22 protein-coding genes and 1 tRNA gene are annotated in these 24608 nt (G+C 47.9%); 17 read left to right on the plus strand and 6 right to left on the minus strand.

The genetic code is table 11. From position 1 onward, the window contains the following. From V2I46_06635 to V2I46_06690, 12 genes are all read left to right on the plus strand, one after another. Positions 1–314, plus strand: a 314-nt coding sequence (locus V2I46_06635; protein ID MEE4177171.1) for a hypothetical protein, incomplete at its 5' end; no start/stop codon positions are given. Between the two features lie 288 nt (positions 315–602). Then, the gene (locus tag V2I46_06640; GenBank protein MEE4177172.1) at positions 603–1541 is read left to right on the plus strand and encodes a hypothetical protein; all 939 of its coding nucleotides are present in this window, start codon (positions 603–605) and stop codon (positions 1539–1541) included. 117 nt (positions 1542–1658) lie between these two features. Further along, positions 1659–2114 (plus strand): DUF4168 domain-containing protein, encoded by a 456-nt coding sequence (locus V2I46_06645; GenBank protein MEE4177173.1) that lies wholly within the window; start codon positions 1659–1661, stop codon positions 2112–2114. A gap of 636 nt (positions 2115–2750) precedes the next feature. Further along, positions 2751–3383, plus strand: coding sequence for a helix-turn-helix domain-containing protein (locus V2I46_06650; protein ID MEE4177174.1), 633 nt, complete (start codon positions 2751–2753; stop codon positions 3381–3383). A gap of 7 nt (positions 3384–3390) precedes the next feature. Further along, on the plus strand, positions 3391–4152 hold the full coding sequence (locus tag V2I46_06655) for an outer membrane lipoprotein-sorting protein (protein ID MEE4177175.1): 762 nt from the start codon (positions 3391–3393) through the stop codon (positions 4150–4152). 18 nt (positions 4153–4170) lie between these two features. Continuing rightward, positions 4171–5592 (plus strand): FtsX-like permease family protein, encoded by a 1422-nt coding sequence (locus V2I46_06660; protein ID MEE4177176.1) that lies wholly within the window; start codon positions 4171–4173, stop codon positions 5590–5592. Between the two features lie 12 nt (positions 5593–5604). Further along, entirely contained in the window at positions 5605–7029 is a 1425-nt protein-coding gene (locus tag V2I46_06665; GenBank protein ID MEE4177177.1) for an FtsX-like permease family protein, read from the plus strand. 21 nt (positions 7030–7050) lie between these two features. Next, complete coding sequence (locus V2I46_06670; protein MEE4177178.1) at positions 7051–7746, plus strand: ABC transporter ATP-binding protein; 696 nt, start codon at positions 7051–7053, stop codon at positions 7744–7746. Positions 7747–7759: 13 nt separating this feature from the next. Next, complete coding sequence (locus V2I46_06675) at positions 7760–8908, plus strand: hypothetical protein (protein ID MEE4177179.1); 1149 nt, start codon at positions 7760–7762, stop codon at positions 8906–8908. Between the two features lie 343 nt (positions 8909–9251). After that, complete coding sequence (locus V2I46_06680) at positions 9252–9764, plus strand: hypothetical protein (protein ID MEE4177180.1); 513 nt, start codon at positions 9252–9254, stop codon at positions 9762–9764. A gap of 8 nt (positions 9765–9772) precedes the next feature. Further along, complete coding sequence (locus V2I46_06685) at positions 9773–9973, plus strand: helix-turn-helix transcriptional regulator (GenBank protein MEE4177181.1); 201 nt, start codon at positions 9773–9775, stop codon at positions 9971–9973. Positions 9974–9991: 18 nt separating this feature from the next. Beyond that, positions 9992–10888: a TraB/GumN family protein gene (locus V2I46_06690; GenBank protein MEE4177182.1), complete on the plus strand. Its 897-nt coding sequence runs from the start codon at positions 9992–9994 to the stop codon at positions 10886–10888. A 53-nt stretch (positions 10889–10941) separates the two neighbouring features. On the opposite strand, the gene V2I46_06695 is transcribed toward V2I46_06690, so the two are convergent. After that, positions 10942–11013 (minus strand) — tRNA-Met (locus V2I46_06695). A 180-nt stretch (positions 11014–11193) separates the two neighbouring features. On the opposite strand from V2I46_06695, the gene era reads away from it, so the two are divergent. The 3 genes from era to V2I46_06710 are packed head-to-tail and all read left to right on the plus strand — an operon-like array spanning position 11194 to position 13827. Beyond that, complete coding sequence (gene era, locus V2I46_06700) at positions 11194–12072, plus strand: GTPase Era (GenBank protein ID MEE4177183.1); 879 nt, start codon at positions 11194–11196, stop codon at positions 12070–12072. Between the two features lie 54 nt (positions 12073–12126). Next, positions 12127–13434 (plus strand): ribosome biogenesis GTPase Der, encoded by a 1308-nt coding sequence (gene der / locus V2I46_06705; protein ID MEE4177184.1) that lies wholly within the window; start codon positions 12127–12129, stop codon positions 13432–13434. Positions 13435–13443: 9 nt separating this feature from the next. Then, positions 13444–13827: an RNA-binding S4 domain-containing protein gene (locus V2I46_06710; protein ID MEE4177185.1), complete on the plus strand. Its 384-nt coding sequence runs from the start codon at positions 13444–13446 to the stop codon at positions 13825–13827. Here the strand turns inward: V2I46_06710 and V2I46_06715 are convergent. Beyond that, a complete protein-coding gene (locus V2I46_06715; GenBank protein ID MEE4177186.1) occupies positions 13824–15950 on the minus strand; it encodes a PAS domain S-box protein in 2127 nt (708 codons plus the stop codon). The two genes, V2I46_06710 and V2I46_06715, sit on opposite strands and share 4 nt — an antisense overlap. A 247-nt stretch (positions 15951–16197) precedes the next feature. Here V2I46_06715 and V2I46_06720 point away from each other — a divergent pair, with 247 nt between their 5' ends. Together V2I46_06720 and V2I46_06725 are read left to right on the plus strand one after the other, a co-directional pair. After that, complete coding sequence (locus tag V2I46_06720; protein ID MEE4177187.1) at positions 16198–17568, plus strand: dipeptidase; 1371 nt, start codon at positions 16198–16200, stop codon at positions 17566–17568. Between the two features lie 194 nt (positions 17569–17762). Next, positions 17763–19553, plus strand: a complete 1791-nt coding sequence (locus V2I46_06725; GenBank protein MEE4177188.1) for a long-chain fatty acid--CoA ligase — start codon at positions 17763–17765, stop codon at positions 19551–19553. A gap of 353 nt (positions 19554–19906) precedes the next feature. Here the strand turns inward: V2I46_06725 and V2I46_06730 are convergent, their stop codons facing one another. The 4 genes from V2I46_06730 to purQ all read right to left on the minus strand — a co-directional run bounded on the left by V2I46_06730 (position 19907) and on the right by purQ (position 24550). Then, positions 19907–22048, minus strand: coding sequence for a Tex family protein (locus tag V2I46_06730; GenBank protein ID MEE4177189.1), 2142 nt, complete (start codon positions 22046–22048; stop codon positions 19907–19909). Between the two features lie 73 nt (positions 22049–22121). Beyond that, positions 22122–22748: a ribonuclease HII gene (locus tag V2I46_06735; GenBank protein MEE4177190.1), complete on the minus strand. Its 627-nt coding sequence runs from the start codon at positions 22746–22748 to the stop codon at positions 22122–22124. After that, positions 22736–23824, minus strand: a complete 1089-nt coding sequence (locus V2I46_06740; GenBank protein MEE4177191.1) for a glycosyltransferase family 4 protein — start codon at positions 23822–23824, stop codon at positions 22736–22738. Before V2I46_06740 ends, V2I46_06735 begins: the two co-directional genes overlap by 13 nt. A 30-nt stretch (positions 23825–23854) precedes the next feature. Beyond that, complete coding sequence (gene purQ, locus V2I46_06745) at positions 23855–24550, minus strand: phosphoribosylformylglycinamidine synthase subunit PurQ (protein ID MEE4177192.1); 696 nt, start codon at positions 24548–24550, stop codon at positions 23855–23857. Between the last annotated feature and the right edge of the window lie 58 nt (positions 24551–24608).

Consider the following 24608-nt stretch of genomic DNA (forward strand, 5'->3'; position numbering starts at 1 on the left):
ACAACAACGCTCCATCCAGCTGGTTCCTGAGAATCACCCTCCTGGATGGATACACCCTTTCCGACACGGGCTTCCTGTTATTCGCAATGGGAGATGGATTTTATGCAGCTGTTGATGCCTATCTCCCCGAAAGCATCAATTTCCCCGATGACTACTTCAACAGGAAACCAGCTGAAGGTTCCAATACCTATACCCTTTACCTGAGCACTGCCCCGGAACTCTCAGGTGTTGACTTCACCAACGGGTTCTACGTCTCAGCCTTCGTTGAATACGTCGATTCAGCCAGCGGCGACATAAAATCTGCCCGCTGGTAAAACCAGGTCTTAATTTTTTCGGAAAAACACTCCAGCCGTCCCGCCTTTGCGGGACGGCTTTTTTTTTACCTTTTTGTGCAATTAACTGGATATCAATACTGTCTACTCGAATACTGCACCTCATAACCAGTATTTTTACTTATCATAATATACGTTTAATTGCTTATGTCGACCCTAAGGGAATCCCATAGTTTTCTAATGTTTTTTTGAAGTAATTTCACCATGTAAATTTTGAGCGAACGTTTTTTTTTGTTTAAAAACGTTTTAACCCCAAAAACAACCAAATCTATGAAAAGAAAACTCTTTGTTCTTTTTAGCGCGCTCGCCCTGGTGGCGTTTGCTTTTACAAGCTGTCAAAAAGATCAGGTGATTCTCGATACCCAGGAAGACATCGTTATTATGTCAACCCCCAGTGAACCCGATTCAGGTTCTGGCGTTACCCCCCAGATCATTGACGGTGAAAGCAATGGTGGCAACCGCAGCTGTGATGAGGTTGCCCTGGCTTTCGAAACCTCCTTTGACCTCAGTATTGGCCAGTTCAATTACGAAGACGGTGTCTTTTATAACGATGAAGACGAAGTTATCGAATGGCCCGAAGGGCTCATCGTTGAAACCGACGGAACCTATGTGTCCTTCACCGTTGATGGAACCATCCAGGTCGAGGGCATGTGCTATATCGTTGGCGCGGTCATCGTAAAAGGCAGCAATGAAGCCAATGTATATTATTATGCAGAAGGCTCCCTGTCCGACACCGGCCTTTCAGCCCCTGTCAATGCCAGCGGAGATCCCGCAGGGCTGAGCAACCTCTCTTTCTGCCTTTATGCAGTGGATTGCCCTGAAGAAGAAGAATGCTGGGCAGAAGAAACCGCATGGGCAGGTAATATGGCCGGTGGTGGTCCCGCCTGGTGGTATTATATTGACACCAACGAGGCAGGTCCTTACCCGCTTTATGCCGGACAGAACCTGGTGGAAGGCGCCTCTGTAAGCATTGTCGATGGAATGCTGACCATCAACTTGGGTGAAAACCTTGCCCTCCAGGAGGTCGACGAACCTGTAAAGATTCAGGGTTATAATGAAATTCCTGATCGCAGGCCAAATGCAGGACGCTTTACCACATACAAAGGCGGCTTTCCTGAAGAAGGCATTGATGTGAGCGAATACACCTACGTGGCCGTTCACCTCGATGCCCTGGTGAAGGTCGAATGCCCCGAAGAAATAGCGAAATAATTTTATCCTGAAACTATGTTAAAAAAGCTGCCCTCCCGGCAGCTTTTTTTGTTTTTCAGGGGTCAATTGGCTAAATTTGCGCCAATTAAAAAAAATCCTCATTTCAAAAATTCTGTTATGCGTTTTTCCGAGAAGAAAACCCTGTTTTCAAGCCTTGCATTGCTTTTTGTCCTGTTGCTCAGCCAGCCCCTGAAAGCCCAGGATTACGATTATACCGACACCGAGCTGATAAACTTTGGTAAGGTCCTGGTGGAAGTCATCACCATCCAGCAGAACACCCAGCGCGAAATGATCGCCATCATCCAGGAAAACAACCTGAGCATCCCCCGCTTCAATGAAATGATGGGACAGGCCCAGGAAAAGGGTGAAGATAAGGTTGAAGGCACCGAAGAAGAAAAGAAAGCCTTTAAGGTGGTAGCCGATGCCCTGAACGGCATCCAGGAAAGAATGATCGACGACCTGACAAAGGCGGTCGTAGCCAAGGGGATGACCTTAGAACGCTATGAGTCCATCCTGTCCGATTACCAGGCCGATACCAAACTCCAGGAAAAGATACACGCCCTGGCGGAATAAACCCGCCGCACAAAAGATTTAAAGAGGCGCTCCCTAAAGCCAGGGAGGAGCCTCTTTTTTTTTGCCCCCTTCCCCACCCCTTCGATTGAAATTCTTTTCAACTTTTGCCAGAAAATTTTTCTGCAATCATTCTCCAGTAAAAGCCTTCGGGTAGCAAAACCCTTTCCTGCACCCAGGCAGCCGTTAAACCCAAACCATCCTCCTATCCCGGTCGTACCATGGTCGTAGTTAATACGGTTTAAAACGACTAAACTACGATTCAAACCCGACCTTGGTCGGACCCGGGCATCTGATAGATCCTGGGTTAAAACGCCAATGCCATGAGACCCGAAACAAATTTACGCCATGCAACCCTGGGGCGGTTCTTTAAAATGATGGGTTGCATGCCCAGGGGGCTTGTAAGGGAAACAAAACCGAGTTAGAATAACGCGTTCTTTTCATTTTATCGGCATCCTGAAGTCAGCATTAAATTATTGAACATTAATTATTTACCATCATCTCTTTCAAAATTTTAAAAAATAATGAAAAAAAACCTCAGAAAATTTGGATTTTAAAAAATCCCGTTTTAAATTTGACCAACCGTTCATTCAAAACGGTTTTTCTTAAAACAGGTCATTGAATAAACGTTCAACCAAAATGTCACCCAGAACCTCACAACAGTTTAAGGAGATCAGGGAAGAGAAAAAGGCCCTGATCATGGGGGCAGCCCTTGAACAGTTTGCCAACGAAGGGTATTATCGCACCACGATCAGTAATATTGCCAGGCATGCAGGGATATCCAAAGGACTGATGTACAATTATTTTGAAAGCAAGGAGGCCTTGCTGCAAGCCATTGTATTAAAGTCGGTGAACGAAGCCACCAAATTCTTTGATATCAACCGCGATGGCTACCTTACGGAAAAGGAGTTTGTTTTTTTTGTCAGGAAGATCCCCGTGCTTTTAAGAAAGGAGAGGTCGTTCTGGAGGCTGTTGATGCAACTGCTTGTACAAAAAGACGTCAGGGAACAATTGATAAAGACCTTTCACGAACCGGATGCAAAAGGCGCAGCAGGGAAAGACCCGGGGAGTTACTCAACCCCTTTGCAGATGAGAAAGATCATAGCCGATTACTTTTACAGGAAAAAGGAACGTTTGGGCAGTGATTACGATCCGGTTTGCGAACTGAATTTGTTTTTTTCAACCCTGGTGGGCTATGCGGTAAAAAACATTTACTCGGAAAGTGAGGATGATAAAAAAATGATCGAAAGGATCATTGAAATGTATAAATAGGATGATTATGAAAACCAGAAATTTATTCATGTTGGTGTTGTTGATGGCTCCGGGTGTAAACGCCCTTCAGGCCCAGGGCCTGAGTGCCACGGAGATTGTCAGGAAGGCCGACGAGAAGTTTAACGGCGAGGAGAGCAGTTACAGCCTAATGGCGATGACCATTATCCGGCCGGCATGGGAGCGCACCATTGAATTTAAGAGCTGGACGCTTGGGAAAGATCATGCGCTGGCACTGATCACCGCCCCGGCCAAGGAAGCGGGGCAGACTTTCCTGAAACGGGAATCGGAGATGTGGCGGTGGGACCCCACCATCAGCAGGCTGATCAAGTTGCCCCCCTCCATGATGTCGCAGGGCTGGATGGGATCGGATTACACCAATGATGACATTTTAAGGGAGTCGTCCATTGTCAAGGACTATGACCATGAAATCATCGGCGAAGAGCGACAGGGCGGACGCTTATGCTATAAAATAAGAATGACTGCCCGGGAAGATGCTTCCATTGTTTGGGGAAAGCAGATCCAGTGGATCGACAAGGAAGAGTTCCTGGTCCTGAAAGCCGAATTGTACGATGAGGATGGTTACCTGGTGCGGACTGAAACTGGCAGTGACATTAAGGTCATGGATGGCAGGACGATTACTTCCCGGATTGAACTGATCCCGGAGGAAGAGCCCGAAAACCGGACCATTATTGAGATCAGGGAGATCAGCTTTAACATACCCCTTGAGGAAAGTTTTTTCTCCCAGCAGAATATGCAGAGAGTGCATTGATCACTGAAACTGAAGGTCATGAAAGAGGAATTTAAGATAGCCTGGCGGAACCTCTGGCGGAACCGTCGCCGCACGCTGATCACTTCGGCATCGGTTTTCTTTGCGGTATTCTTTGCCGTGATCATGCGGTCCATACAGCTGGGATCGTACGATCATATGATCAACAACGTTATTGAGTCGTTCACCGGGTATTTACAGGTTCAGCATGAAAAATACCAGGACAGTCCCTCCTTCGATCACTCATTTGAGTACAACGATTCGGTCGTTTCTGGCATAGAAGAAATAAAGCAAGTTGTTTCGGTTACCCCCCATATCGAATCCTTTACCCTGGCTTCGAGCGGGATGCAGACCAAGGGGGTCGTGGTGATGGGGATTGATCCCGAAAAGGAGCGACAATTCTCAGATCCGGAGCAAAAGCTGGTGAAGTACCGGATCACAGAAGAGGCGGTAGCCAACCTAAGGAAGGGAAAGAAAATCCCGGAAGACCTGCTTGCGCAAATAGAAAAAAGCCAGGGCCGTTCGTATTCGTCATCAGAACGCCTGGCCATGGAACTGGAACTTTCGCCAGATGGCAAGGAAACCTATTTACCGGTCATTCAGGAAAGTACCAGGGAAGAGAATGGTTATCTCAGCCAGGATGACGACGGGATCCTGGTATCGGACAAACTCTCCAGCTTCCTGAAAGTGGAGCTTGGGGATTCGGTGATTTTGATGGGACAGGGTTACCGGGGTGTTTCGGCGACGGGAATTTTCCCGGTAAGGGGAATCATCAAAATTCCCTCGCCCGACATGGACAACAAACTGGTGATCATGAGCCTCCCGGCGGCCCAAAGGCTCTTTGACGCGGAAGGCAGGATCACCTCGCTTGTTATTAACCTTCCGGATAAATCGGACCGCACCATTGAAACAGCCAGAACCAGCATAAACAAACTGCTGACGGATGAAAACACAACGACAAAGACCTGGTATGAACTGAACCCGATTCTGCACCAGCAAATAGAAGGCGACAACCAGTCGGGAATGGCCATGCTGATGATTCTTTATTTCATCATATTCTTTGGCATTTTTGGGACGGTATTGATGATGGTTTCGGAAAGAAAGCGTGAATTCGGGGTCATGGTAGCCATCGGGATGCAGAAAAAGAAACTGAAAAGGATCATTACCATTGAAATGTTTCTCCTGGGCATTCTGGGCCTGGCAGCCGGATTGCTGGCCAGCACACCGGTCATCCTGTACTTTTATTACAACCCCTATGTGCTGACTGGAGACATTGCACAAATGATGGTCGACTGGGGTTGGGACCCGCTGATGCCTACCGCCTGGTTTGGTTCCTATTTCTATTGGCAGGCGGTGATCGTGGCCCTGATGGTTTTACTGGCCACGATTTATCCCTTGAGGAAAATCGGCAAACTGGAAGTCGTTGAAGCATTAAAAGCCTAAAAACGCATAGCTATGATAGGATCGATAGCCTGGAAAAACGTTTGGCGCAACAAAAAAAGAAGCCTGGTTGTTATCATCGCCGTAACCCTTGGCATCATTGCCGGGGTACTGCTGATTGGTATTGTTGAAGGCTGGGGCAGGCAGCGCCTTCAGGGAGCTGTTTACAATGAAGTATCGCATCTTCAGATACACAACAGTGAATACGTAAAAAACGAAGAGATACAGTTTACCGTTAACAATGCTGATGAGATCATTCAAAGTTTAGATACCCTTGAAGGCCTTGCGGCCTGGGCCCAAAGAACGAAGATCATTGCCATGGCCAATACCCCCTGGGCCAATACCGGGATCATGATCAACGGGGTAAATCCAGAAAAAGAGAAAGAGATCACAGAGATCTACAAGACCCTTGTCGAGGGTGGCGGAAACTATCTGGATGGCCAAAATTCCGGTGAAATCCTGATCAGCGACAAAACAGCCGAATTGCTTAAACTCAAGCAGTTTATCATTACCGACACCTTAATGGCCACCTTGCGTGAAGCAAACCTCCCCGATGATATCCTGGAAAGATTGGAGCCCCTCAGGGAGGAGCGATTCCGGTCAGAAAAAGAGTTCAGGGATGCCCTGCGTGAGGCCTTCGATCAGAAGGAGCTGGACCGTTATGGCCTGCTAATCACGGAGGAGGCGCTTGACTACCGGCTCAGGAGCAAAATTCAGATCACCCTTTCAGACTTGCAGGGTAATCCGATCCAGGGGATTTTTCGGGTTTGTGGCATCTATAAGACCAACAACACAGGCTTTGACCAAACCAATGTATTTGTGAATGCCGGAGACCTGGCCAGGCTTTATGGGGGAGGTGAAATCCTTACCCATGAAATTGCAGTTTTGCTGGATGACATTGAGGATGTGAACCGGGCAAAGGAATCCCTGGCTGCCATTACGGGCGAAAACACCGTAAGGACCTGGAAGGAGCTGGCGCCAGATGCAGCACTGATGAGCGATTTCATGGTGATCTATTATGTCATTTTCATCGGCATCATCATGCTGGCCCTGGCCTTTGGAATCATCAACACCATGCTGATGTCGATCCTTGAAAGGACCAAAGAGCTGGGGATGCTGATGGCAATCGGGATGAACCGCAAACGGGTCTTTCAAATGATTTCGCTTGAAACCCTGTTTCTGACTTCGGTAGGAGCCCTGGCAGGCATCCTGCTGGGCTGGGCAATGATTGGCATCCTGGGAAATACCGGGATTCATTTCGGAGGCTGGGGCGAGGGTTTTGAGGCCATTGGATTTGCAGCAAAAGTTTATCCGGTCATTACCCCCCAATTCTTTGCCTTTATTGTGATCATGGTGATCCTCACGGCCCTGATTTCTTCGATCTGGCCTGCCCGCAAGGCATTGAAGTTAAATCCGGTAGAAGCACTAAGAACAGAATAAACCATTAAACGGGAAAAAGACATGAAGATCCTGAAATTAAAAAACGTCAACAAGATCTATAATTCATCCCAGGTCAAGGTTCATGCGGTGAACGACGTAAGCCTTGATTTTGAGGAAGCAGAATTTGCAGCCATTGTGGGGCCCTCGGGTTCGGGCAAGACCACCCTGCTCAACATGATTGGCGGGCTTGACATGCCGACTTCGGGTGAGATATTTATTGACGGGACAGATTTATCCAGGCTGAAAGCATCAAAGCTTATCGATTTCAGGCTCAGGAATATAGGTTTCGTATTCCAGTCGTATAACCTGATTCCGGTGCTGACGGCCAAAGAAAACGTAGAGTTTATCATGACCCTTCAAAAATGGCCGCAGGAGGAGCGTGATGAGCGCACGCTTGAGTTGCTTCAGGCCGTAGGGCTGGCCGAGCGCGTCAACAGCCGGCCATCAAAATTGTCAGGCGGGCAGCAGCAGCGTATTGCAGTGGCCAGGGCCCTGGCTTCAAGACCGAAATTCATCCTGGCCGACGAACCCACAGCCAACCTCGATTCAAAGTCAGCCACTACCCTGCTCGAGATCATGGAGAAACTCAACCAGGAATCAAAGATCACCTTCATCTTTTCCACGCATGACCCCCGGGTGGTTAAGATGGCGCGTCGTGTAATCACTTTGGAGGACGGAAAGGTCATTACGGATGAGGTAAGGAAACGATCGGAATAGCAAACCGTTGAAAATGAAAAAAATACTGCTTTTATGGGTCTTCTTGTCTTTATACCCCGGGCTTTTGTTTTCCCGGGATAACCCACCCATATCCTTTCAGGGTTACCTTTCTACTTTACAGAGCTCCATGTTTGATTCCCTTTCAGGGCCTTTCCTGAATGAAAACCTGTTGCACAACCGGCTTAACTTCAGGGGGTATGTCAACGAAAACATGACCATTGCCGTCGAATTCAGAAACCGCCTTTTCACGGGTGACCTGGTCAGGATGGGGGATTATTATTCAGACCGGATCGGGGCAGACCCCGGGCTCGTTGACCTCTCGTGGAATCTGCTGAAAGAACCCTCCATTCTTTTTAACACAACTGTTGACCGCCTTTGGATGGATTTCCAGTACCATAAATTCCAGGTGACCCTGGGGCGGCAGCGAATTAACTGGGGGCAAACTTTTGTGTGGAACCCAAACGACATCTTCAATGCTTATTCCTTTTTCGATGTTGATTATGTGGAACGTCCCGGCAGCGATGCCGTCAGGATACAATACTTTCCCTCCTACTCCTCAACCGCCGAACTGGCGGTAAAGGCAGACAGTGCAAACCGCATTACGGCTGCAGGGCTGATCAGGGTCAATCAGTGGGGTTATGACATACAATTCCTGGCGGGGGTAAGCAATGGAGATGACCTGGTTTTCGGAACTGGCTGGTCGGGCGCGATCAAAAGTTTGTCTTTCCGTGGGGAAGCCACCTGGTTTGAGCCCCTTGACAAGCTCCCCGGAGAGGAGCGTACCATCCTCCTAACCACTTCCATGGAAAAAATCCTGAAAGACAATTCCATGGCACTGGTTCAATTGATGTACAGCAGTAATCCAATGGAAATGGGCAGCATTAACAGTTTCTACACGGGTGAACTGTCAGCAAAAAACCTCGCTTATTCAAAGTTTACAGCCTTTGGACAATACACCTGGTCAGCAACCCCCTTACTCTACCTGGGAGTATCGGCCATGTGGTTCCCTGACCTGAAGGGGTATTATGCCGGCCCCACACTGGATTATTCTCTTGCCGAAAACCTTGATTTTTCATTGATCTATCAACATTTCAATGCCCTTTTGGCAGGTAACCGGACCAATCTGAACCTGGGATTCCTGAGGGTGAAATACAGCTTCTAGGCTTCTTTGGGGGCTTCATGAACTAACCAGATCAGGTTCGTCAGCGGCTTATTCCCGGCGCCTGAAAAAAGGCTGCGAAGGTCTTTCCTTAAACAAAGCAGGAGAAAAATAAAAAGGGAATAAAAAATTGCCTGCCATTGGATGGCAGGCTTTTTAGCTTAGCAGACAAAGGGATTGAAAAATCAAACCTGGATTTGTTGAAAGATCTTGCAAAGGTTGTTGAGATCATTATCAAGAAATCATGTCTTCACACCAAGGTTTTTTTTAGAATCATGCAAAAAAATATAAATAATTGTTTGCATATTGTATACTTTACTATACTTTTGTAAATAAAACAGGCATTATGATAAGTAGTACTTCATTGGCCAATCATCGGTTTAAGTTCCTAGGCCTTGTTTTAGCCAGTCTGGGCATCATACTATTTGTAATACTAAAGATTCTGGATTATTCTTATGTCGAAGGCTGGGAGGATAGGATTTTCATGATCAATCATTTTGTCATTGTCTTTGGTATGGTGATGATCATGTATAGCAGCGAAAGCAATGATGACGAAAGGGTAAAACTAATCAGGGATTCCCTGCTCAAGTTTTTCTTTGCATTGTTAGTTTGCGGGATTACGTTATATGTGATTTTGACTTCGCTGGAGAGTCTTACGGGCTCTTTTTACGCAATTCTTTATATTATCGAGGCTGTTCTTGCAGTTTATCTGATAAGCTTTCGCATATCCCTCAGGACCAATCCTTCATGGATATTCAGGAAACCCAAAGCCATTATGGGCCGCTTCATTGTCATGGGAGTTTCCATACTGTTTTTGATTGCCTGGATTATTTTTGTTGTAATTACCTATAAAAACTGACCCTATCCTTGAAAAACAGCATTAAAGTTGAAAGGGCCAGACTGGGGCTGACACAGAGTGATCTGGCTGAAAAAGTTGGAGTTACACGTCTGACTATTCACTCTATTGAGAAGGGGAAGTTTAATCCCTCGCTTGTGTTGGCATTAAAAATAGCTGGCTGCTTTGGGGTTAAAATAGAAGAACTATTTGAACTTGAAAACGATGACTAATAAAAAAACAAAATAAACATGAAAAAAATAGTATTATCAATCGCATTCTTGGTTTGCCAACAAATCCTATTAGCTCAATCCGACAGATCTCCTGGTTTTCTCTGGCAGGTGAATATAAATGGATCCGAGTTCACGCTTGCCGGTTCTATTCATGCTGCAAAAAAAGAGAATTATCCTTTACACAATGCATATATTGAAGCATACAAAGAGGCAGATTTCATAATCTTTGAAATTAAAGAGGATTTTGAGTCGATACAAGAACAATTGTTTACTTATGCAGAGAATGACAAGCTGTTGGAAGATCAATACCTAAACAATTTTTTAAGTCCGGGAAGCATGGAAATTCTCGCCTTGCTGTTTAAAGGAAAGGAAAGGACACTCCAACGGCAATTCGAATATGAGGGCTGGCTACTAAATATGTCCGTAATGGGTATGACACCAAGAATGATTGGCTTTGATCCAGAGTTGGCTATTGATAAATACTTTCATGATCTTGCAACCAATGATCAAAAAATTATCCTTGGATTAGATCAAATCGAAACACAATTTCAACTCTTTGAATTTGAAGCTCCTCTAGAAACACAGATAAATATCCTTGAACGTGGTCTTAAAACTATTGATATGAGGGCAAAGTCAGAGCAGCCTTTGTTTGATGCTTATTTCAGTCAAGATCGAGATGCTTTTGAAAAAGCATTTTTAACACCATTGAATTTCGAAAACCCGCAAGTCAAAGCCATGTATGATCGGGTTTTTGTGTCAAGAAACAAAGCCTGGGTTCAAAAAATAATTGAATTGGCCAATAAAGAGAAGGGCCATTATTTTATGCTTGTCGGATGCGGGCATTATTTTGGACCCGAAAATATCCTTGAGCTTCTCAAAGAGGAAGGGTTTAATCCAAATAATTACAAGATATAATCTCCAAATAATTAAAAAAAATCCGGTGAAATCATCCACCGGATTTTTTTTAGTAGCGGGGATAGGATTCGAACCTATGACCTTCGGGTTATGAGCCCGACGAGCTACCTCTGCTCCACCCCGCAGTATGTTTTATTCAGGGTGCAAAATTAAGCATCTTTGGCCGGCTTACCAAATGTTTTAAAAGATTTTTTGCTAAAAAAGCACTACCTTTGCACCCAATTCATTAAAAAACAGGGGAAAAAGCAAAAAAAGAAGGTGTTGTTAGCCCTTTCAACAGCTTTAACCTGTATGATCCAACAAAAATGCATAAAGCCGGATTCGTAAACATCATAGGCAACCCCAATGTGGGGAAGTCCACCCTGATGAATGCCCTGCTGGGTGAAAAGCTTTCCATCATCACGCCCAAGGCTCAGACCACGCGTCACCGCATCCTCGGGCTGGCCAATGGTGACGACTACCAGATCGTTTTCTCGGATACCCCCGGGGTATTGAAACCTGGCTATAAGATGCAGGAGTATATGATGCGGGCCGTGAAAAGCACCATGATGGATGCCGATATTTTCATCGTCATGAGCGATATCAGCCAGGATTTTGACCATCCTGAGCTGCTCGGGCAGATCAGGGAAGCAGGCGTGCCGGTACTTTTATTGATCAATAAAATAGACCTCTCTGATCAGGACAAGGTAGTTGTCAAAGTGGAGGAATGGAAACAACGCTTTCCAGAATGGCTGGTACTGCCCATTTCCGCCCTGGAGAACTTCAACATTGACCAGGTACTTCAAAAGATCATTGAGTTGTTGCCCCTCTCACCGCCCTATTTTCCCAAGGATGAACTCACCGACCGCTCGGAGCGCTTCTTTGTGGCCGAGATCATTCGCGAGAAGATTTTGATGAATTACCAGAAAGAGATCCCTTACTCGGTAGAGGTATCCGTTGATTCGTTTAAAGAAGAAGCGGATGTAATCAGGATCCGCAGCATTATATACGTCAGTCGTGAGTCGCAAAAAGGCATCATCATTGGCCACAAGGGCAGTATGCTGAAAAAAGTCGGCACCGAGGCACGCATCGACATTGAAAAGTTCCTGGAGAAGAAAGCCTTCCTGGAACTTCACGTGAAAGTAAGCAAGAACTGGCGGGAAAGTGACACCCAGCTGAAACGCTTTGGATATACCGACCTTTAGGCTGCTCAATAATTTCCTTACTTTTTGACTCCCAATTAAAACAATAAAAAGAATATGGCAAACATCGTAGCGCTGGTTGGCCGCCCAAATGTAGGTAAATCGACTCTTTTTAACCGTCTGACGCAGACCAGGATCGCCATTGTTGACGCCACGTCAGGGGTTACGCGCGACCGTCATTACGGCAAGAGCGACTGGAACGGGATGGAGTTTTCGGTGATCGACACCGGGGGATACGTGGTAGGCTCGGATGATGTTTTTGAGGAACAGATCCGGCGCCAGGTGGCCATTGCTGTGGAGGAAGCTTCGGTAATTTTGTTTTTAGTGGATACCCACGAGGGGCTGACGCCTATGGATGAGGAAGTAGCAGACATTTTGCGGCGCTCAAACAAAAAGGTACTGCTGGTGGCCAACAAGGTCGACAGCAGCAAGCACCAGGCAGAAGCGGCCGTCTTTTACCAGTTGGGCATGGGTGAGGTGTTTAACATCTCGTCCATCAGTGGAAGCGGCACCGGCGAACTCCTTGATGCCGTGGTAACTGCCCTTGAAAAAGTACCTGAGGAAGAGCCCGAAGAAGACCTTCCAAGGTTTGCTGTCATAGGACGGCCTAACGTGGGCAAATCTTCACTGATCAATGCGCTGATCGGCGAAGAACGTAATATTGTGACGGATATTCCAGGCACCACGCGCGACTCCATCTTTACGCGCTACAAAAGCTTTGGCTTTGACTTCTACCTGGTGGACACCGCCGGCTTGCGTAAAAAGGGCAAGGTGACCGAAAACATCGAGTTTTACTCCGTGATGCGCTCAGTAAGGGCCATCGAAAGTGCTGATGTGTGCCTGCTGCTGGTCGATGCCACGGAGGGATTCCAGTCGCAGGATCAGAACATTTTTGGCCTTGCAGCCCGAAACAACAAGGGTGTAGTGATCCTGGTAAACAAATGGGACCTGGTGGAAAAGGACCATAAAACCTCCAAGGAATTTGAAGCCAATATACACGAAGCCATTGCACCTTTCCAGGATGTACCCATCATCTTTACTTCGGTAATTACCAAGCAGCGTATTCTGAAGGCGATGGAAATGGCCGTGGAGGTTTACAGAAACCGCACCCGAAAGATCACTACCAGCAAACTGAACGAGGTCCTGCTGCCCATTATTGAGAATACGCCTCCCCCCTCCCTCAAGGGAAAATACATACGTATCAAATACATCACCCAGCTGCACACGCATTATCCTTCTTTCGCCCTTTTTTGCAACCTGCCGCAATATGTCAGGGAATCCTATTACCGTTTCATTGAGAACAAGATAAGGGAGCACTGGGATTTCACAGGGGTGCCCATAAAAATTTACTTCCGCAAAAAATAAAAGAATAAAATGGAAAGTGGTGAAGCGCCACGCATTGACAAGTGGTTATGGGCGGTTCGGGTTTTCAAGACGCGAAGCCTGGCCACACAGGCCTGCAAAACGGGCAGGGTAAAGGTGGATGAACTGCCGGTAAAACCCTCACGTGAAGTGCGTCGCGATATGGTGATCAGCATCCACACCGGCCCGATTGTGAAAACAATAAAGGTCGTTGAATTGCTTCACAACCGGGTGGGTGCCAAGCTGGTAAATGAATATATGCTGGACCTCACTCCGCCCGAAGAGTATGCCAAGCTGGAGTTGATCAAACAACAGCCCTTCAGGCGACAGCGAGGCTCGGGGCGCCCCACCAAAAAAGAACGAAGAGATATGGATACCTGGCTGGGCTGGGACTAATTTTCCCCAACAGGCCTTTTAGAAAGGATAAAGCAAAATGTTGCCCCATGTCCGGGCCCATCCGATTCAGCCCATACCCTTCCGCCATGGTGCTCAATAATGCGCTTCACAACAGTAAGGCCAATGCCGGTTCCTTCATGATCCGGATCAAGTTTTTTAAATAAGCCAAACACCTGGTTAAGCTGGCCGGGTTCAATGCCTCTGCCATTGTCCTGAATAAAGAACACATGCTGGTCTTCGTCCCTGCGGCAGCCGATGCGGATCAACAAATCCCTGTCAGGGTTCCTGAACTTAACGGCATTTTCCAACAGGTTCTGGAATACTTCACTGATCCTGGTCCTGTCCCCAAAAACTTCAGGAAGATCTGCCTCCACCTCCATGGTGGCGCCGCTTTCTGCCAGGATCCCGTGCAGGTAATGTTTTACCTCTCCCAACAGTTCATTCATTGAAAAACGGGAAAAGGGATTGCCTATGCGGCCAATACGGGACAGCTGAAGGAGGTCTTCCAGGAGGTTGTGCATACGTTGCGTGGCTGAAGCGATTCTTGACAGGCCTTCCTCAATCTGCGCCTCATCATGGGCCCTGATATCTTCATAAAGCAGTTTCAAAGACCCTTTTATGGTCACCAGGGGGCTCCTGAGATCGTGAGATACAGTATAGGTAAACTGTTCAAGCTCGGCATTGATCCGTTCCAGGTCCATCACCTGCTTTTGGATGATCTTTTCGGCACGGACCCTTTCGGTAATGTCGAAATACAAACCGATAAATCCCCTGGGGATACCCTCGGCATCAAAGAAAAGTGACTTCTGGTAAACGGAATCAATGACCCTTCCATCGGCAAAGACCAGTTGTTCTTCCTTGCGGAAGTTGCTCATGGTAGATAAAACCTGTTGATCCACCTCATCAATGATCATGGCTTTTTGGGCAGGGATCAGATCCCAGGCGCTGCGGCCTAATATCTGGTCATAGGGTTTGCCTAAGTATTCGCAAAATGCCTTATTGCAGCCCATGATATAGCCCTGGAGAGATTTATAAAACATGGGGAAGGGAAGGTTATCGAGGATTGACCGCAGCAATTCATTGTTATCCTTTAAAGTCCTTTCAGCAATCCGTTGTTCGGTGATATCGGAAATAAAACCTTCAAAAAACAACAGTTCGCCCCGTTTATCGAAAACCCCCACCCCCTGCTCCCACACCCATTTAACCTTCCCATCTGCAGCAATGATGCGGTAGGTCAATGTGTAAGGCATCTTTTTATCCAGTTTCTCCTGCACCTCATCCCAAACCCGCTGCTGGTCGGCTGGGTGAATGATCTCCCCAAAGGAAACAACTGAATTATTCTCGATCACCCCGGCAGGATAACCGGTCAATTCCATGCAACCCTTGCTTACAAACAACATGGTCCATTTTTGATCGTTCAGGCAGCGGTAGGCCATCCCGGGGAGGTTTGACATCAGGGTAGAAAGCTGCCGTTCCGATTCTTTCAGGGCCAGTTCGCTGGCTTTCAGGGCTTCGAAAGCCTGTTTGCGGCCTGTAATGTCGAGTGCAGACACCAAGCGCATAGAATGATTGTTTTCGCCCGGCAAACAGTGGGTTATGAGTTCCACGTCAATCATATTTCCATCCTTGCGACGGTGCCTGAATCCACTACTGCGGTTAAACTCCGGGGCGTCACAGGCGAGGATTTCAGCCAAATTCTCCAGGTCGGAGGCATCGTGCAGCTGTTCGAGGTTTAGCTGAAGAAACTCCTGCTCCGAATAGCCATAGGTCTTTACAGCAGCTTCATTGACTTCGATGATCCGACTGGCATTGCAGTCAAAGGTCCACATGGGATGCGGGTTGTTTTGAAAAAGATAGCTGTAGTGAACCACAGCTTCACGCAAGGATTCGCGTGCTCGGTCAAGGCGTTTGAACGACCTGTTGATCAGCAGAAAAAATATAATACCCGTCACGATGACATAAAACCAGCCTTTGAAAGTCTGCATCATGCGCATCATTTCCAAATCCTTTATAAACCACGCCAAAACCATATCGGAAAACAAGATCCAAAGCAAGCCCAGCAGCAGGTAAAGTCCTGTGATTTTGTAGGCTGGCGAAAGGTTTTTCAAGCGGGGATACTTCATGGATATCAAAACATAAGGATAATGGGGCAATTTGGCTACAATGAACAAATATACTAAAAAACAGCTTGTAGATTAGATCGTTGACCCGGGTTTGCCCAAAGGACTTTCTTATTAAAAAATCTTAAACCATGACTTTCGGGGGATGGGGCAGCGGATTTTGATGGGATTTTTTGCGGTTTTTTAATACATTTGTTTTCCTTCAAAAGAAATTAATCCTAGTCATATAATCATAACTAAAACTTGTTTTATGAAAGACCTGAAAAACTATGTTGAACAGAACAAGGACCGCTTCTTGTCGGAGTTATTCGAACTGATCCGCATCCCTTCGGTGAGCGCACAGGAATCCCATAAGGATGACATGTTTCGCGCAGCACAATGGGTTGCCGACAAGCTTGTTGCCGATGGTGCCGACAAGGCAGAGGTATTCAAAACCGATGGTCATCCTGTGGTCTATGGTGAGAAGTTCCTTGATAAAAAACTCCCCACAGTGCTGGTTTACGGGCACTACGACGTGCAGCCTGCCGAGCCGCTTGATCTCTGGAAGAGCCCTGCCTTTGAGCCCGAAATTCGCGACGGGAAGATTTATGCACGGGGTGCTGATGACGATAAAGGACAGGCCTTTATGCATTTTAAGGCTTTCGAATATATGGTAAAAACCGGACAGCTGCCCTGCAACGTCAAGTTCATGATCGAAGGTGAAGAAGAGATCGGTTCACCCAGCCTGGGGAAATTCTGCGAACAAAACAAGGAAATGCTGGCAAGCGATGTTATCCTGGTAAGCGACACCAGCATGATTGGCCCTGATACGCCAAGTATTACCACGGGTTTGCGCGGATTGACCTATGTTGAGGTGGAAGTCACCGGCCCCAACCGTGACCTTCATAGTGGACTCTATGGCGGTGCCGTAGACAACCCGGTGAACGTGCTTGCCAAGATGATTGCCTCACTGACCGACGAGAACGGAAAGATTACCGTCAAGGGGTTCTATGATGATGTGGAAGAACTCTCGGCTGAAGAACGCCAGGAGATGGCCCGTGCCCCCTTTAACCTCGAGAACTACAAAAAAGAAATCGATGTTGCAGAAGTGAATGGCGAAAAAGGCTATTCCACCACTGAGCGAACCGGCATCAGGCCAAGCCTGGATGTGAATGGCATCTGGGGTGGGTATACTGAAAAAGGCGCCAAAACCATCCTCCCATCTAAGGCGCATGCCAAGATCAGCATGCGACTGGTACCCCACCAGGATTCAAAGAAAATTGCCGACCTGTTTAAAGCCCATTTTGAATCCATAGCCCCTAAAACGGTAAAAGTGAAGGTAGAATACCTGCATGGTGGCGAAGGTTATGTTTCGCCCACCGATACGGTTGAATACCAGGCTGCCAGCAAGGCCTATGAAACCGCTTACGGCAAGAAGCCTATCCCGGTCCGTAGTGGCGGAAGTATCCCCATCATTTCACTCTTTGAGAAGGTGCTCGGGGTGAAATCCATCCTGATGGGATTTGGCCTTGAGTCTGATGCTATTCATTCGCCCAACGAAAACTACCCCCTTGAGCAGTTTTTCAAGGGTATTGAAACAATCCCCTATTTCTACAAATATTACGTGGAAATGAAGAAGTAATCTGCTTAACCATTATTTAAAGCAGGCAGGCCATTGGTTTTTAAACCTTTGCCTGCCTGCTTTTTTCTTGTGTATGCTATTCAATAACAAAATTTTAATTATTTTCGCACCCTGTTGTTAAACGCACGTATAAGATCAGGAGCAAACAACAGCTAAAAAGACAAGAAAATCAGGGAATTAATTAAAACAAGAAAATGGAAGTAACCCGACTATTTGACATCCCGGCCAGGTTTGCACAACTTTGCCCGGGAAAACCCGATGCCCTCGCAGGCCGGGAAGACAAGGGAGGATGGAAAACATACACCACTGAAGAATACATTAACAACAGCAATTACGTCAGCTACGGCTTGATGAAGCTGGGGGTTAAGAAAGGTGACAAGATCGCCTCCATCACCCCGAACCGGCCCGAGTGGAACTTCCTTGACATGGGAGTACAGCAAATTGGCGCCATCCACATTCCCATTTACCCCACCATCAGCGACAGCGACTATGCGTTCATTCTTGAGCACGCTGAAGTGAGTTATGTTTTCGTTGCAGGCGAAGATCTCCTGCATCGAATCAAGCATATCGTCGAGAAAAGCCCTGCCATCAAGGGGATTTACACCTTCAGGCATATTGCCGATGTTCCGCACCTCAACGAATTGATAGAACTGGGAAAAAACAACCAGAAGTCCGATGCGCTTCAGGCCATCAAAGACGCCATCAGGCCCAGCGAAATGGTAACCATCATTTACACCTCTGGAACCACCGGTGTTCCCAAAGGGGTGATGCTTTCGCATGATAACATCCTCAGCAATGTGATCGGTGTACGCGACATTCCCCCTTTCGGCCCCGAACACCGCGCCCTGAGCTTCCTGCCCATTTGCCATATCTACGAGCGCACACTGAACTACACCTTCCTTTACAAAGGAATCAGCATGTATTATCTGGGGAATATGGCCCTGATTGGTGACAGCATCAGAGAGATCCACCCGCATGTATTTTCCGCGGTTCCGCGTCTGCTCGAAAAAGTCTATGATAAAATCATAGCAAAAGGAAGAACCCTGACCGGCATTAAAAAGTCTATTTTCTTCTGGGCTAACAATGTTGCCCTTGCCTTCGACTTTGACAAGGCAAAAAAGAACCCCATTTATGGCATCAAGCTTAAAATTGCCAACAAACTTGTATTAAGCAAGTGGAAAGCCGCCCTTGGAAACAACCTGGACATCGTGGTTTCGGGAGGCGCAGCCCTGCAGCCGCGCCTGGCCCGCGTTTTCTGGTCATTGGGTGTTCGCGTTATTGAAGGTTATGGACTGACTGAGACTTCTCCCGTGGTGGCTGTTGGTAATTTCCAACCAGGAGGTTTGAAATTCGGGACTGTTGGCCCCCCCATAAAGAATGTCACGGTAAAAATTGCAGAAGACGGCGAGATCCTGGTGAAAGGACCCAACGTGATGATGGGATATTACAAAGACCCTGAAATGACCGCTGAAGTGATCGACGAAGAAGGTTGGTTCCACACCGGCGACATTGGCCGCATTGAACCCGAAGGCCAATTGCGTATCACCGACCGCAAGAAAATGATCTTTAAAACCTCGTTTGGCAAATACATCGCCCCCCAGGTGATCGAGAACAAATTTAAGGAGTCATCCTTTATTGATCAGATCATGGTGATCGGCGAGAACCAGAGGTTTGCAGGCGCACTGATCGTTCCCGACTTTGCTCACCTGAAATCCTGGTGCCAGATCAAGGGCATCCCCTATACCACCAATGCCGAGATGATCGCCATGCCTCGCATCCGCAAGCGCTTTGAAAAGGAAGTGAAACATTACAATGAATCCTTTGGCGACTGGGAAAAAATTGTGAAGTTTGAGCTGATCGACCACGAATGGACCGTGGAAGGCGGTCACCTGAGCGCTACCCTGAAGGTCCGCCGCGGACATCTCACCGAAGTTTATGCTGGCCTGATCAACAAGATCTTTGGCGCTAACGGCGACAAGCATTAAGGCACAATTAACCAAATGATTAACTGAAGCCGTTGCAGGGAATAACCTGGCAACGGCTTTTTTGTTATGGCTTCCGGTACATTACCCCAAGCCTTTGTTTTTTTGAACTCTTTTACAGCCATTGACATTCCCTTTCCCCTTATTTCCTGTTACCATGCTCATAGTTAATACGTAGTTAATACGGAGTTTGTTCGGTTTAAACCGAACAAACTCCGTATTAACTACGACGGTGGTACGAGAGAAAGAAGAACAAAGATCTATTTTTCTCCTGTAGAAGTTGCCTATTAAACCTCAAAAGGACTTGAATATCAATTTACTGAAAGAAGATTGTCTGTTCGGTTCAGAATTATTCGTTAATCAGTGGCTTCCTTCATCGATAGGGTGATGCGTTTGCGTTCGGCATCGACCTGGAGGACCTTGACCCTGACTTTCTGGTTGAGCTTGACCACATCGTGCGGGTTGCTGACAAAGGCGTTGGCAAGCTGGCTGATATGCACCAGGCCGTCCTGGTGAACGCCAATATCCACAAAAGCCCCGAAGGCGGTAATATTGGTCACGATTCCCGGCAGGATCATTCCTTCGCGCAGGTCTCCAATGCTGTTGACACTGCTGTCGAACTCAAAGACATCAAATTTCTGGCGGGGATCACGGCCCGGGCGGGCCAGCTCCTGCATGATGTCCTTCAGGGTCGGAAGGCCTGTTTTTTCATCGACGAAATCCTCCAGGCGTATTTGTTTTTGCAGGGAGGTATCCTGCATCAGGGTCTGGATATCCACGCCCAGTTTTTTGGCCATTTTATTGACCACCGGATAGCTTTCAGGATGAACCGCGGTACGATCCAGAGGGTTAACTGACTGGTTAACCCTGATAAAACCAGCCGATTGTTCAAAAGCTTTCTCGCCAAAGCGGGCCACTTTTTTCAGGGCTTGTCTTGAATCAAAAGGCCCGTTTTCATTGCGGTGTTTCACGATGGCAGCTGCCAGTGAAGGGCCCACGCCCGACACATAGGTAAGCAGTTCCTTGCTGGCGGTGTTGAGTTCAACGCCCACCCCATTCACTGCACTCACCACCACATCATCGAGGCTATTCTTAAGCAGCTTTTGATCCACATCGTGCTGATACTGCCCTACGCCGATGCTTTTGGGGTCGATCTTCACCAGCTCTGCCAGGGGATCGGCGAGCCGTCGGCCAATGCTTACCGCACCCCTTACGGTCACATCATAATCGGGAAATTCTTCACGAGCCACGGATGATGCAGAATACACGGAGGCACCGCTTTCATTGACCATCACGGCCAGCACAGGCCTGTCGAAACGAATGCCACGGACCAGTTGTTCTGTTTCGCGTCCTGCGGTTCCGTTTCCCACTGCAATGGCTTCCACCTGGTAGGCGTTGACAAGGCTAAAGATTTTGGCCGCTGCCTGTTTCCACTCCTTTTGAGGGGGGTGTGGATATATGGTTTCGTTATGCAGCAGCTTCCCTTCGCGGTCAAGGCACACCAACTTACAGCCCGTGCGAAACCCGGGATCGATGGCCAGGATGCGCTTTTGTCCCAGGGGCGGGGCCAGCAGGAGTTGCCGCAGGTTGTCGGCAAACACCCGGATCGCTTCCTGATCGGCCTTTTCCTTGAGCATGTTGCGGATCTCGGTTTCCATTGAAGGACCCAGCAGGCGTTTGTAAGCGTCTTCAACAGCCATTTCCACCTGTTCGCTTGCGGGGGTGCGGCCCCTGACGAAGTGCCGGTTCAGCAGCTCGAGGGCCATCTCCTTATCGGGCGCAATGTCCAGTTTCAGGAAACCCTCATTCTCGCCGCGAAACATCGCCAGGATGCGGTGCGATGGTGCCTTCCTGATGTTTTCAGTCCATTCAAACCAGGCTTCATATTTCTGTCCATCAGCTTCCTTGCCTTTTGCAACCCTGCTGCTGATGGCAGCTTCGCGTTCATACAGGCGGCGCATGCGGGCACGGGCTGAAGCATCTTCATTGACCCACTCAGCAATGATATCGCGGGCACCTGCCAGGGCATCCTCCACCGACTCCACCCCTTTCTCATCATCGATAAACGGGAGTGCTTTCTCTTCCGGATCAAAGTTCCCCTGAGAGAAAAGCATTTTAGCCAGGGGCTCCAGGCCTTTGGCAATTGCCATGGTGGCCCTGGTCTTTCGTTTGGGCCTATAGGGCAGGTAAAGGTCCTCAAGTTCAGTCATCGTGGCAGCAGCCAGTATGGCTTTCTCCAGCTCAGGGGTCAGCTTCTCCTGCTCACGGATGGACGACAATATGGCCTCGCGCCGCTTGTCGAGTTCCTCGAGCTGATTCACCCTGTCGCGAATCTGGCTTACCTGGACCTCGTCAAGGGAACCGGTCAGCTCCTTGCGGTAGCGCGAGATAAAAGGCACCGTAGCGCCCTCTTTCAGCAATTCGGCCGTGCGGCTTACCTGCCTGGTTGAAAGACTTAACTCGTTGGCAATCTGACTAATATGATGTTCAGGAATCATGGCAATGGATTTGAATTCAAGCAAGCATTTCCCCTGGAAAAGCAGGGGGTGCAAAGTTAAAAATTTCCTGGTTCTAGAAGGCAAGTTTCAGCTGCCGGACAGGCCCGTAGGAGAGGCGGTGATATTTGCAGGGGCCCTCTGTCTGCAAGGCCTTGAGATGGGAAGCTGTTGGATACCCCTTGTTTTGATCCCAGTGATAAGACGGGAATTCGGAATGCAGTCCAAGCATATGCTCATCGCGCCAGGTCTTTGCCAGGATGGAGGCAGCCGCTACCGAAAGATATTTTCCATCTCCTTTTATTACACATTGATGAGGAATATCGCCGAAAGGCTTGAAACGATTGCCATCCACAACAATAAAACCAGGTTTCAGGCTCAGTTTTTCCAGGGCCCGGTGCATGGCCAGGATACTTGCATTCAGTATATTGATCCGGTCAACCTCTGCTGGACTCACCATAGATACCGCAAAAGCCAGGGCTTCCTGTTCAATCATTCGCCGCAGCTTATTGCGCAGGGCAATGCCTGTTTTTTTTGAATCATCAAGTAAGTTCAATAAATCTTCCGAAGGCTTATCGGGCAGGATCACAGCCGCAGCAAATACCGGTCCGGCAAGACAGCCGCGCCCCGCTTCATCGCAGCCGGCTTCCAACTTTTCCCTTGAGAATTTCTCCAGCAGGGGTTCTCGGTTCAGCGTTCGCATAGGCTATTGAATAATTGCAGATAACGGTCTTTCTGCGAATCAAAGGAGTAGCGTTCGACCACGGTCTGTCTGCCTGCCTTTCCCAGCCTCTGCCGTAATTCAGCCGATTCAATGAGTAAGGAAAGCTTGTCGATCCATTCCTGATTATTGCTGGCAAGAAAGCCATTGACGCCATCGGTGATGATCTCGGTATTCACCCCGACTGGCGACATGACGGCAGGAATCTCGAGGGCCATATACTGAAGCCCCTTAAAACCGCACTTACCCCGTGCCCACTCGTCGTCAGGCAGAGGCATAATGCCAATATCGACAGGATAGAGGTCGCTCACTTCGGTTTCCCGATTCCAGCTAAGGTTTTCAAGGCCCGGCAGGTCAGCTTTAAAGGGTTTGTTGGAAATCACCCTGAAGGTGACCTTTTCTCCATATTTCCTGCGCAACTCCTGCAGCACTGGCAGGGCCTCCTGCAGATGTTTCAGCGTAGTGGAAGAGCCTGTCCACCCGATACAAACAGCCTCACCCTTTAATTTTTTGTCCGGGAGGTAGTAGGAAGTATCGATGGTGGTCGGCACAATATGGACATTACGATTAAATCGGGAGGCATAGTCAGCCAGAAAAGCATTCCCGACAAGGGCCATATCGCATAAGCGGAGGATTTCGCTGGTCTTGGATGGGCGCTTAAGCCAGGCCAGTTGCCGGTTTCCATCAGAGGTGTCGTTCAACCAGATGCTGTCATCAAAATCAAGGATTATTTTGGCGCCCAATCTTTTTAGCTGCGTCTCAAACCAGGTGAACCAGAGCATATGGGCTTCCCTGTAAATAAAAACAAGATCAAAATCGTGTGCGGTTTTAATATCGCGAAGCCTTTGCCTGATGCTTTTCAGCACAATCCGTGTTTTGGCCAGAAACTTACCGGGCGCATAAAAAGCAGCGTCGTCCTTTTCGCTGATCAGATAAGAGATTTGGTATCTGAAGCCATTTGCTTCCAGGTGACTAAGATACTGCTCAAAGCGGAAGCGCTGTCCCGGTGAGCGCCCGGGACGATGAGCCACCAGAAACAAAATCTTTTTCTCAGCCATAAGCAGAAGATTAACCGCCTGGTGAAACCATCAGGCTTTTGCGAGGGCATTTAAAATGGAATCGAAGAGCAAGCGCCCATCAATATTACCCAACTCTTCATCTGCAGCCCGTTCAGGGTGGGGCATCATGCCAAATACATTGCGGGTTTCGTTGCAAATACCGGCAATGTTTTGCAAGGAGCCATTGGGATTGGCTTCTTCTGTTACTTCACCCTTTTCATTGCAATAACGGAAAAGGACCTGATCGTTATTGTTAAGTTGCTTAAGGGTTTCTTCGGAAGCAAAAAATCTGCCTTCCCCATGGGCAATGGGGATTTTAAGGACCTGGCCCTCTGACACCCCGGAAGTCACCAGAGAATGGTTTGTTTCCGTCCGGATAAATGCATTCCGGCAGATAAACTGGTGGCTGGTATTGTGCAGGAGTGCGCCGGGCAACAGCTGGGCCTCACAAAGAATCTGGAAACCGTTGCAGATCCCCATAACATAGCCGCCATTTTTTGCAAAGGCAATCACCTGTTCCATAATGGGCGAAAACCGGGCAATGGCCCCTGAGCGGAGATAGTCACCATAGGAAAAGCCCCCGGGCAGAATGATGAAGTCACATCCCTGCAGGTCATGATCCTTATGCCAAAGGTCCACCACTTCTTGCTTCAATAGCTTTTTTAGCACATAGATCATGTCATGATCACAGTTTGACCCGGGAAATACTACCACGCCGAATTTCATATGTTCCAGTTTTTATCCGTCAAAGGTAGGCAAAAATTAAAAACAGGATAGCGGAGAA

Source organism: Bacteroides sp. (genome assembly GCA_036351255.1).
Classification (GTDB): domain Bacteria; phylum Bacteroidota; class Bacteroidia; order Bacteroidales; family UBA7960; genus UBA7960.

Coding starts and splice junctions, on each gene's coding strand:
- V2I46_06670 (MEE4177178.1), top strand. CDS start 7,051: ATGAAGATCCTGAAATTAAAAAACGTCAACAAGATCTATAATTCATCC.
- V2I46_06720 (MEE4177187.1), top strand. CDS start 16,198: ATGAAAGACCTGAAAAACTATGTTGAACAGAACAAGGACCGCTTCTTG.
- V2I46_06690 (MEE4177182.1), top strand. CDS start 9,992: ATGAAAAAAATAGTATTATCAATCGCATTCTTGGTTTGCCAACAAATC.
- V2I46_06645 (MEE4177173.1), top strand. CDS start 1,659: ATGCGTTTTTCCGAGAAGAAAACCCTGTTTTCAAGCCTTGCATTGCTT.
- V2I46_06715 (MEE4177186.1), bottom strand. CDS start 15,950: ATGAAGTATCCCCGCTTGAAAAACCTTTCGCCAGCCTACAAAATCACA.
- V2I46_06735 (MEE4177190.1), bottom strand. CDS start 22,748: ATGCGAACGCTGAACCGAGAACCCCTGCTGGAGAAATTCTCAAGGGAA.
- der (MEE4177184.1), top strand. CDS start 12,127: ATGGCAAACATCGTAGCGCTGGTTGGCCGCCCAAATGTAGGTAAATCG.
- V2I46_06740 (MEE4177191.1), bottom strand. CDS start 23,824: ATGGCTGAGAAAAAGATTTTGTTTCTGGTGGCTCATCGTCCCGGGCGC.
- V2I46_06680 (MEE4177180.1), top strand. CDS start 9,252: ATGATAAGTAGTACTTCATTGGCCAATCATCGGTTTAAGTTCCTAGGC.
- V2I46_06655 (MEE4177175.1), top strand. CDS start 3,391: ATGAAAACCAGAAATTTATTCATGTTGGTGTTGTTGATGGCTCCGGGT.
- V2I46_06665 (MEE4177177.1), top strand. CDS start 5,605: ATGATAGGATCGATAGCCTGGAAAAACGTTTGGCGCAACAAAAAAAGA.
- V2I46_06640 (MEE4177172.1), top strand. CDS start 603: ATGAAAAGAAAACTCTTTGTTCTTTTTAGCGCGCTCGCCCTGGTGGCG.
- V2I46_06710 (MEE4177185.1), top strand. CDS start 13,444: ATGGAAAGTGGTGAAGCGCCACGCATTGACAAGTGGTTATGGGCGGTT.
- era (MEE4177183.1), top strand. CDS start 11,194: ATGCATAAAGCCGGATTCGTAAACATCATAGGCAACCCCAATGTGGGG.
- purQ (MEE4177192.1), bottom strand. CDS start 24,550: ATGAAATTCGGCGTGGTAGTATTTCCCGGGTCAAACTGTGATCATGAC.
- V2I46_06660 (MEE4177176.1), top strand. CDS start 4,171: ATGAAAGAGGAATTTAAGATAGCCTGGCGGAACCTCTGGCGGAACCGT.
- V2I46_06650 (MEE4177174.1), top strand. CDS start 2,751: ATGTCACCCAGAACCTCACAACAGTTTAAGGAGATCAGGGAAGAGAAA.
- V2I46_06730 (MEE4177189.1), bottom strand. CDS start 22,048: ATGATTCCTGAACATCATATTAGTCAGATTGCCAACGAGTTAAGTCTT.
- V2I46_06675 (MEE4177179.1), top strand. CDS start 7,760: ATGAAAAAAATACTGCTTTTATGGGTCTTCTTGTCTTTATACCCCGGG.
- V2I46_06725 (MEE4177188.1), top strand. CDS start 17,763: ATGGAAGTAACCCGACTATTTGACATCCCGGCCAGGTTTGCACAACTT.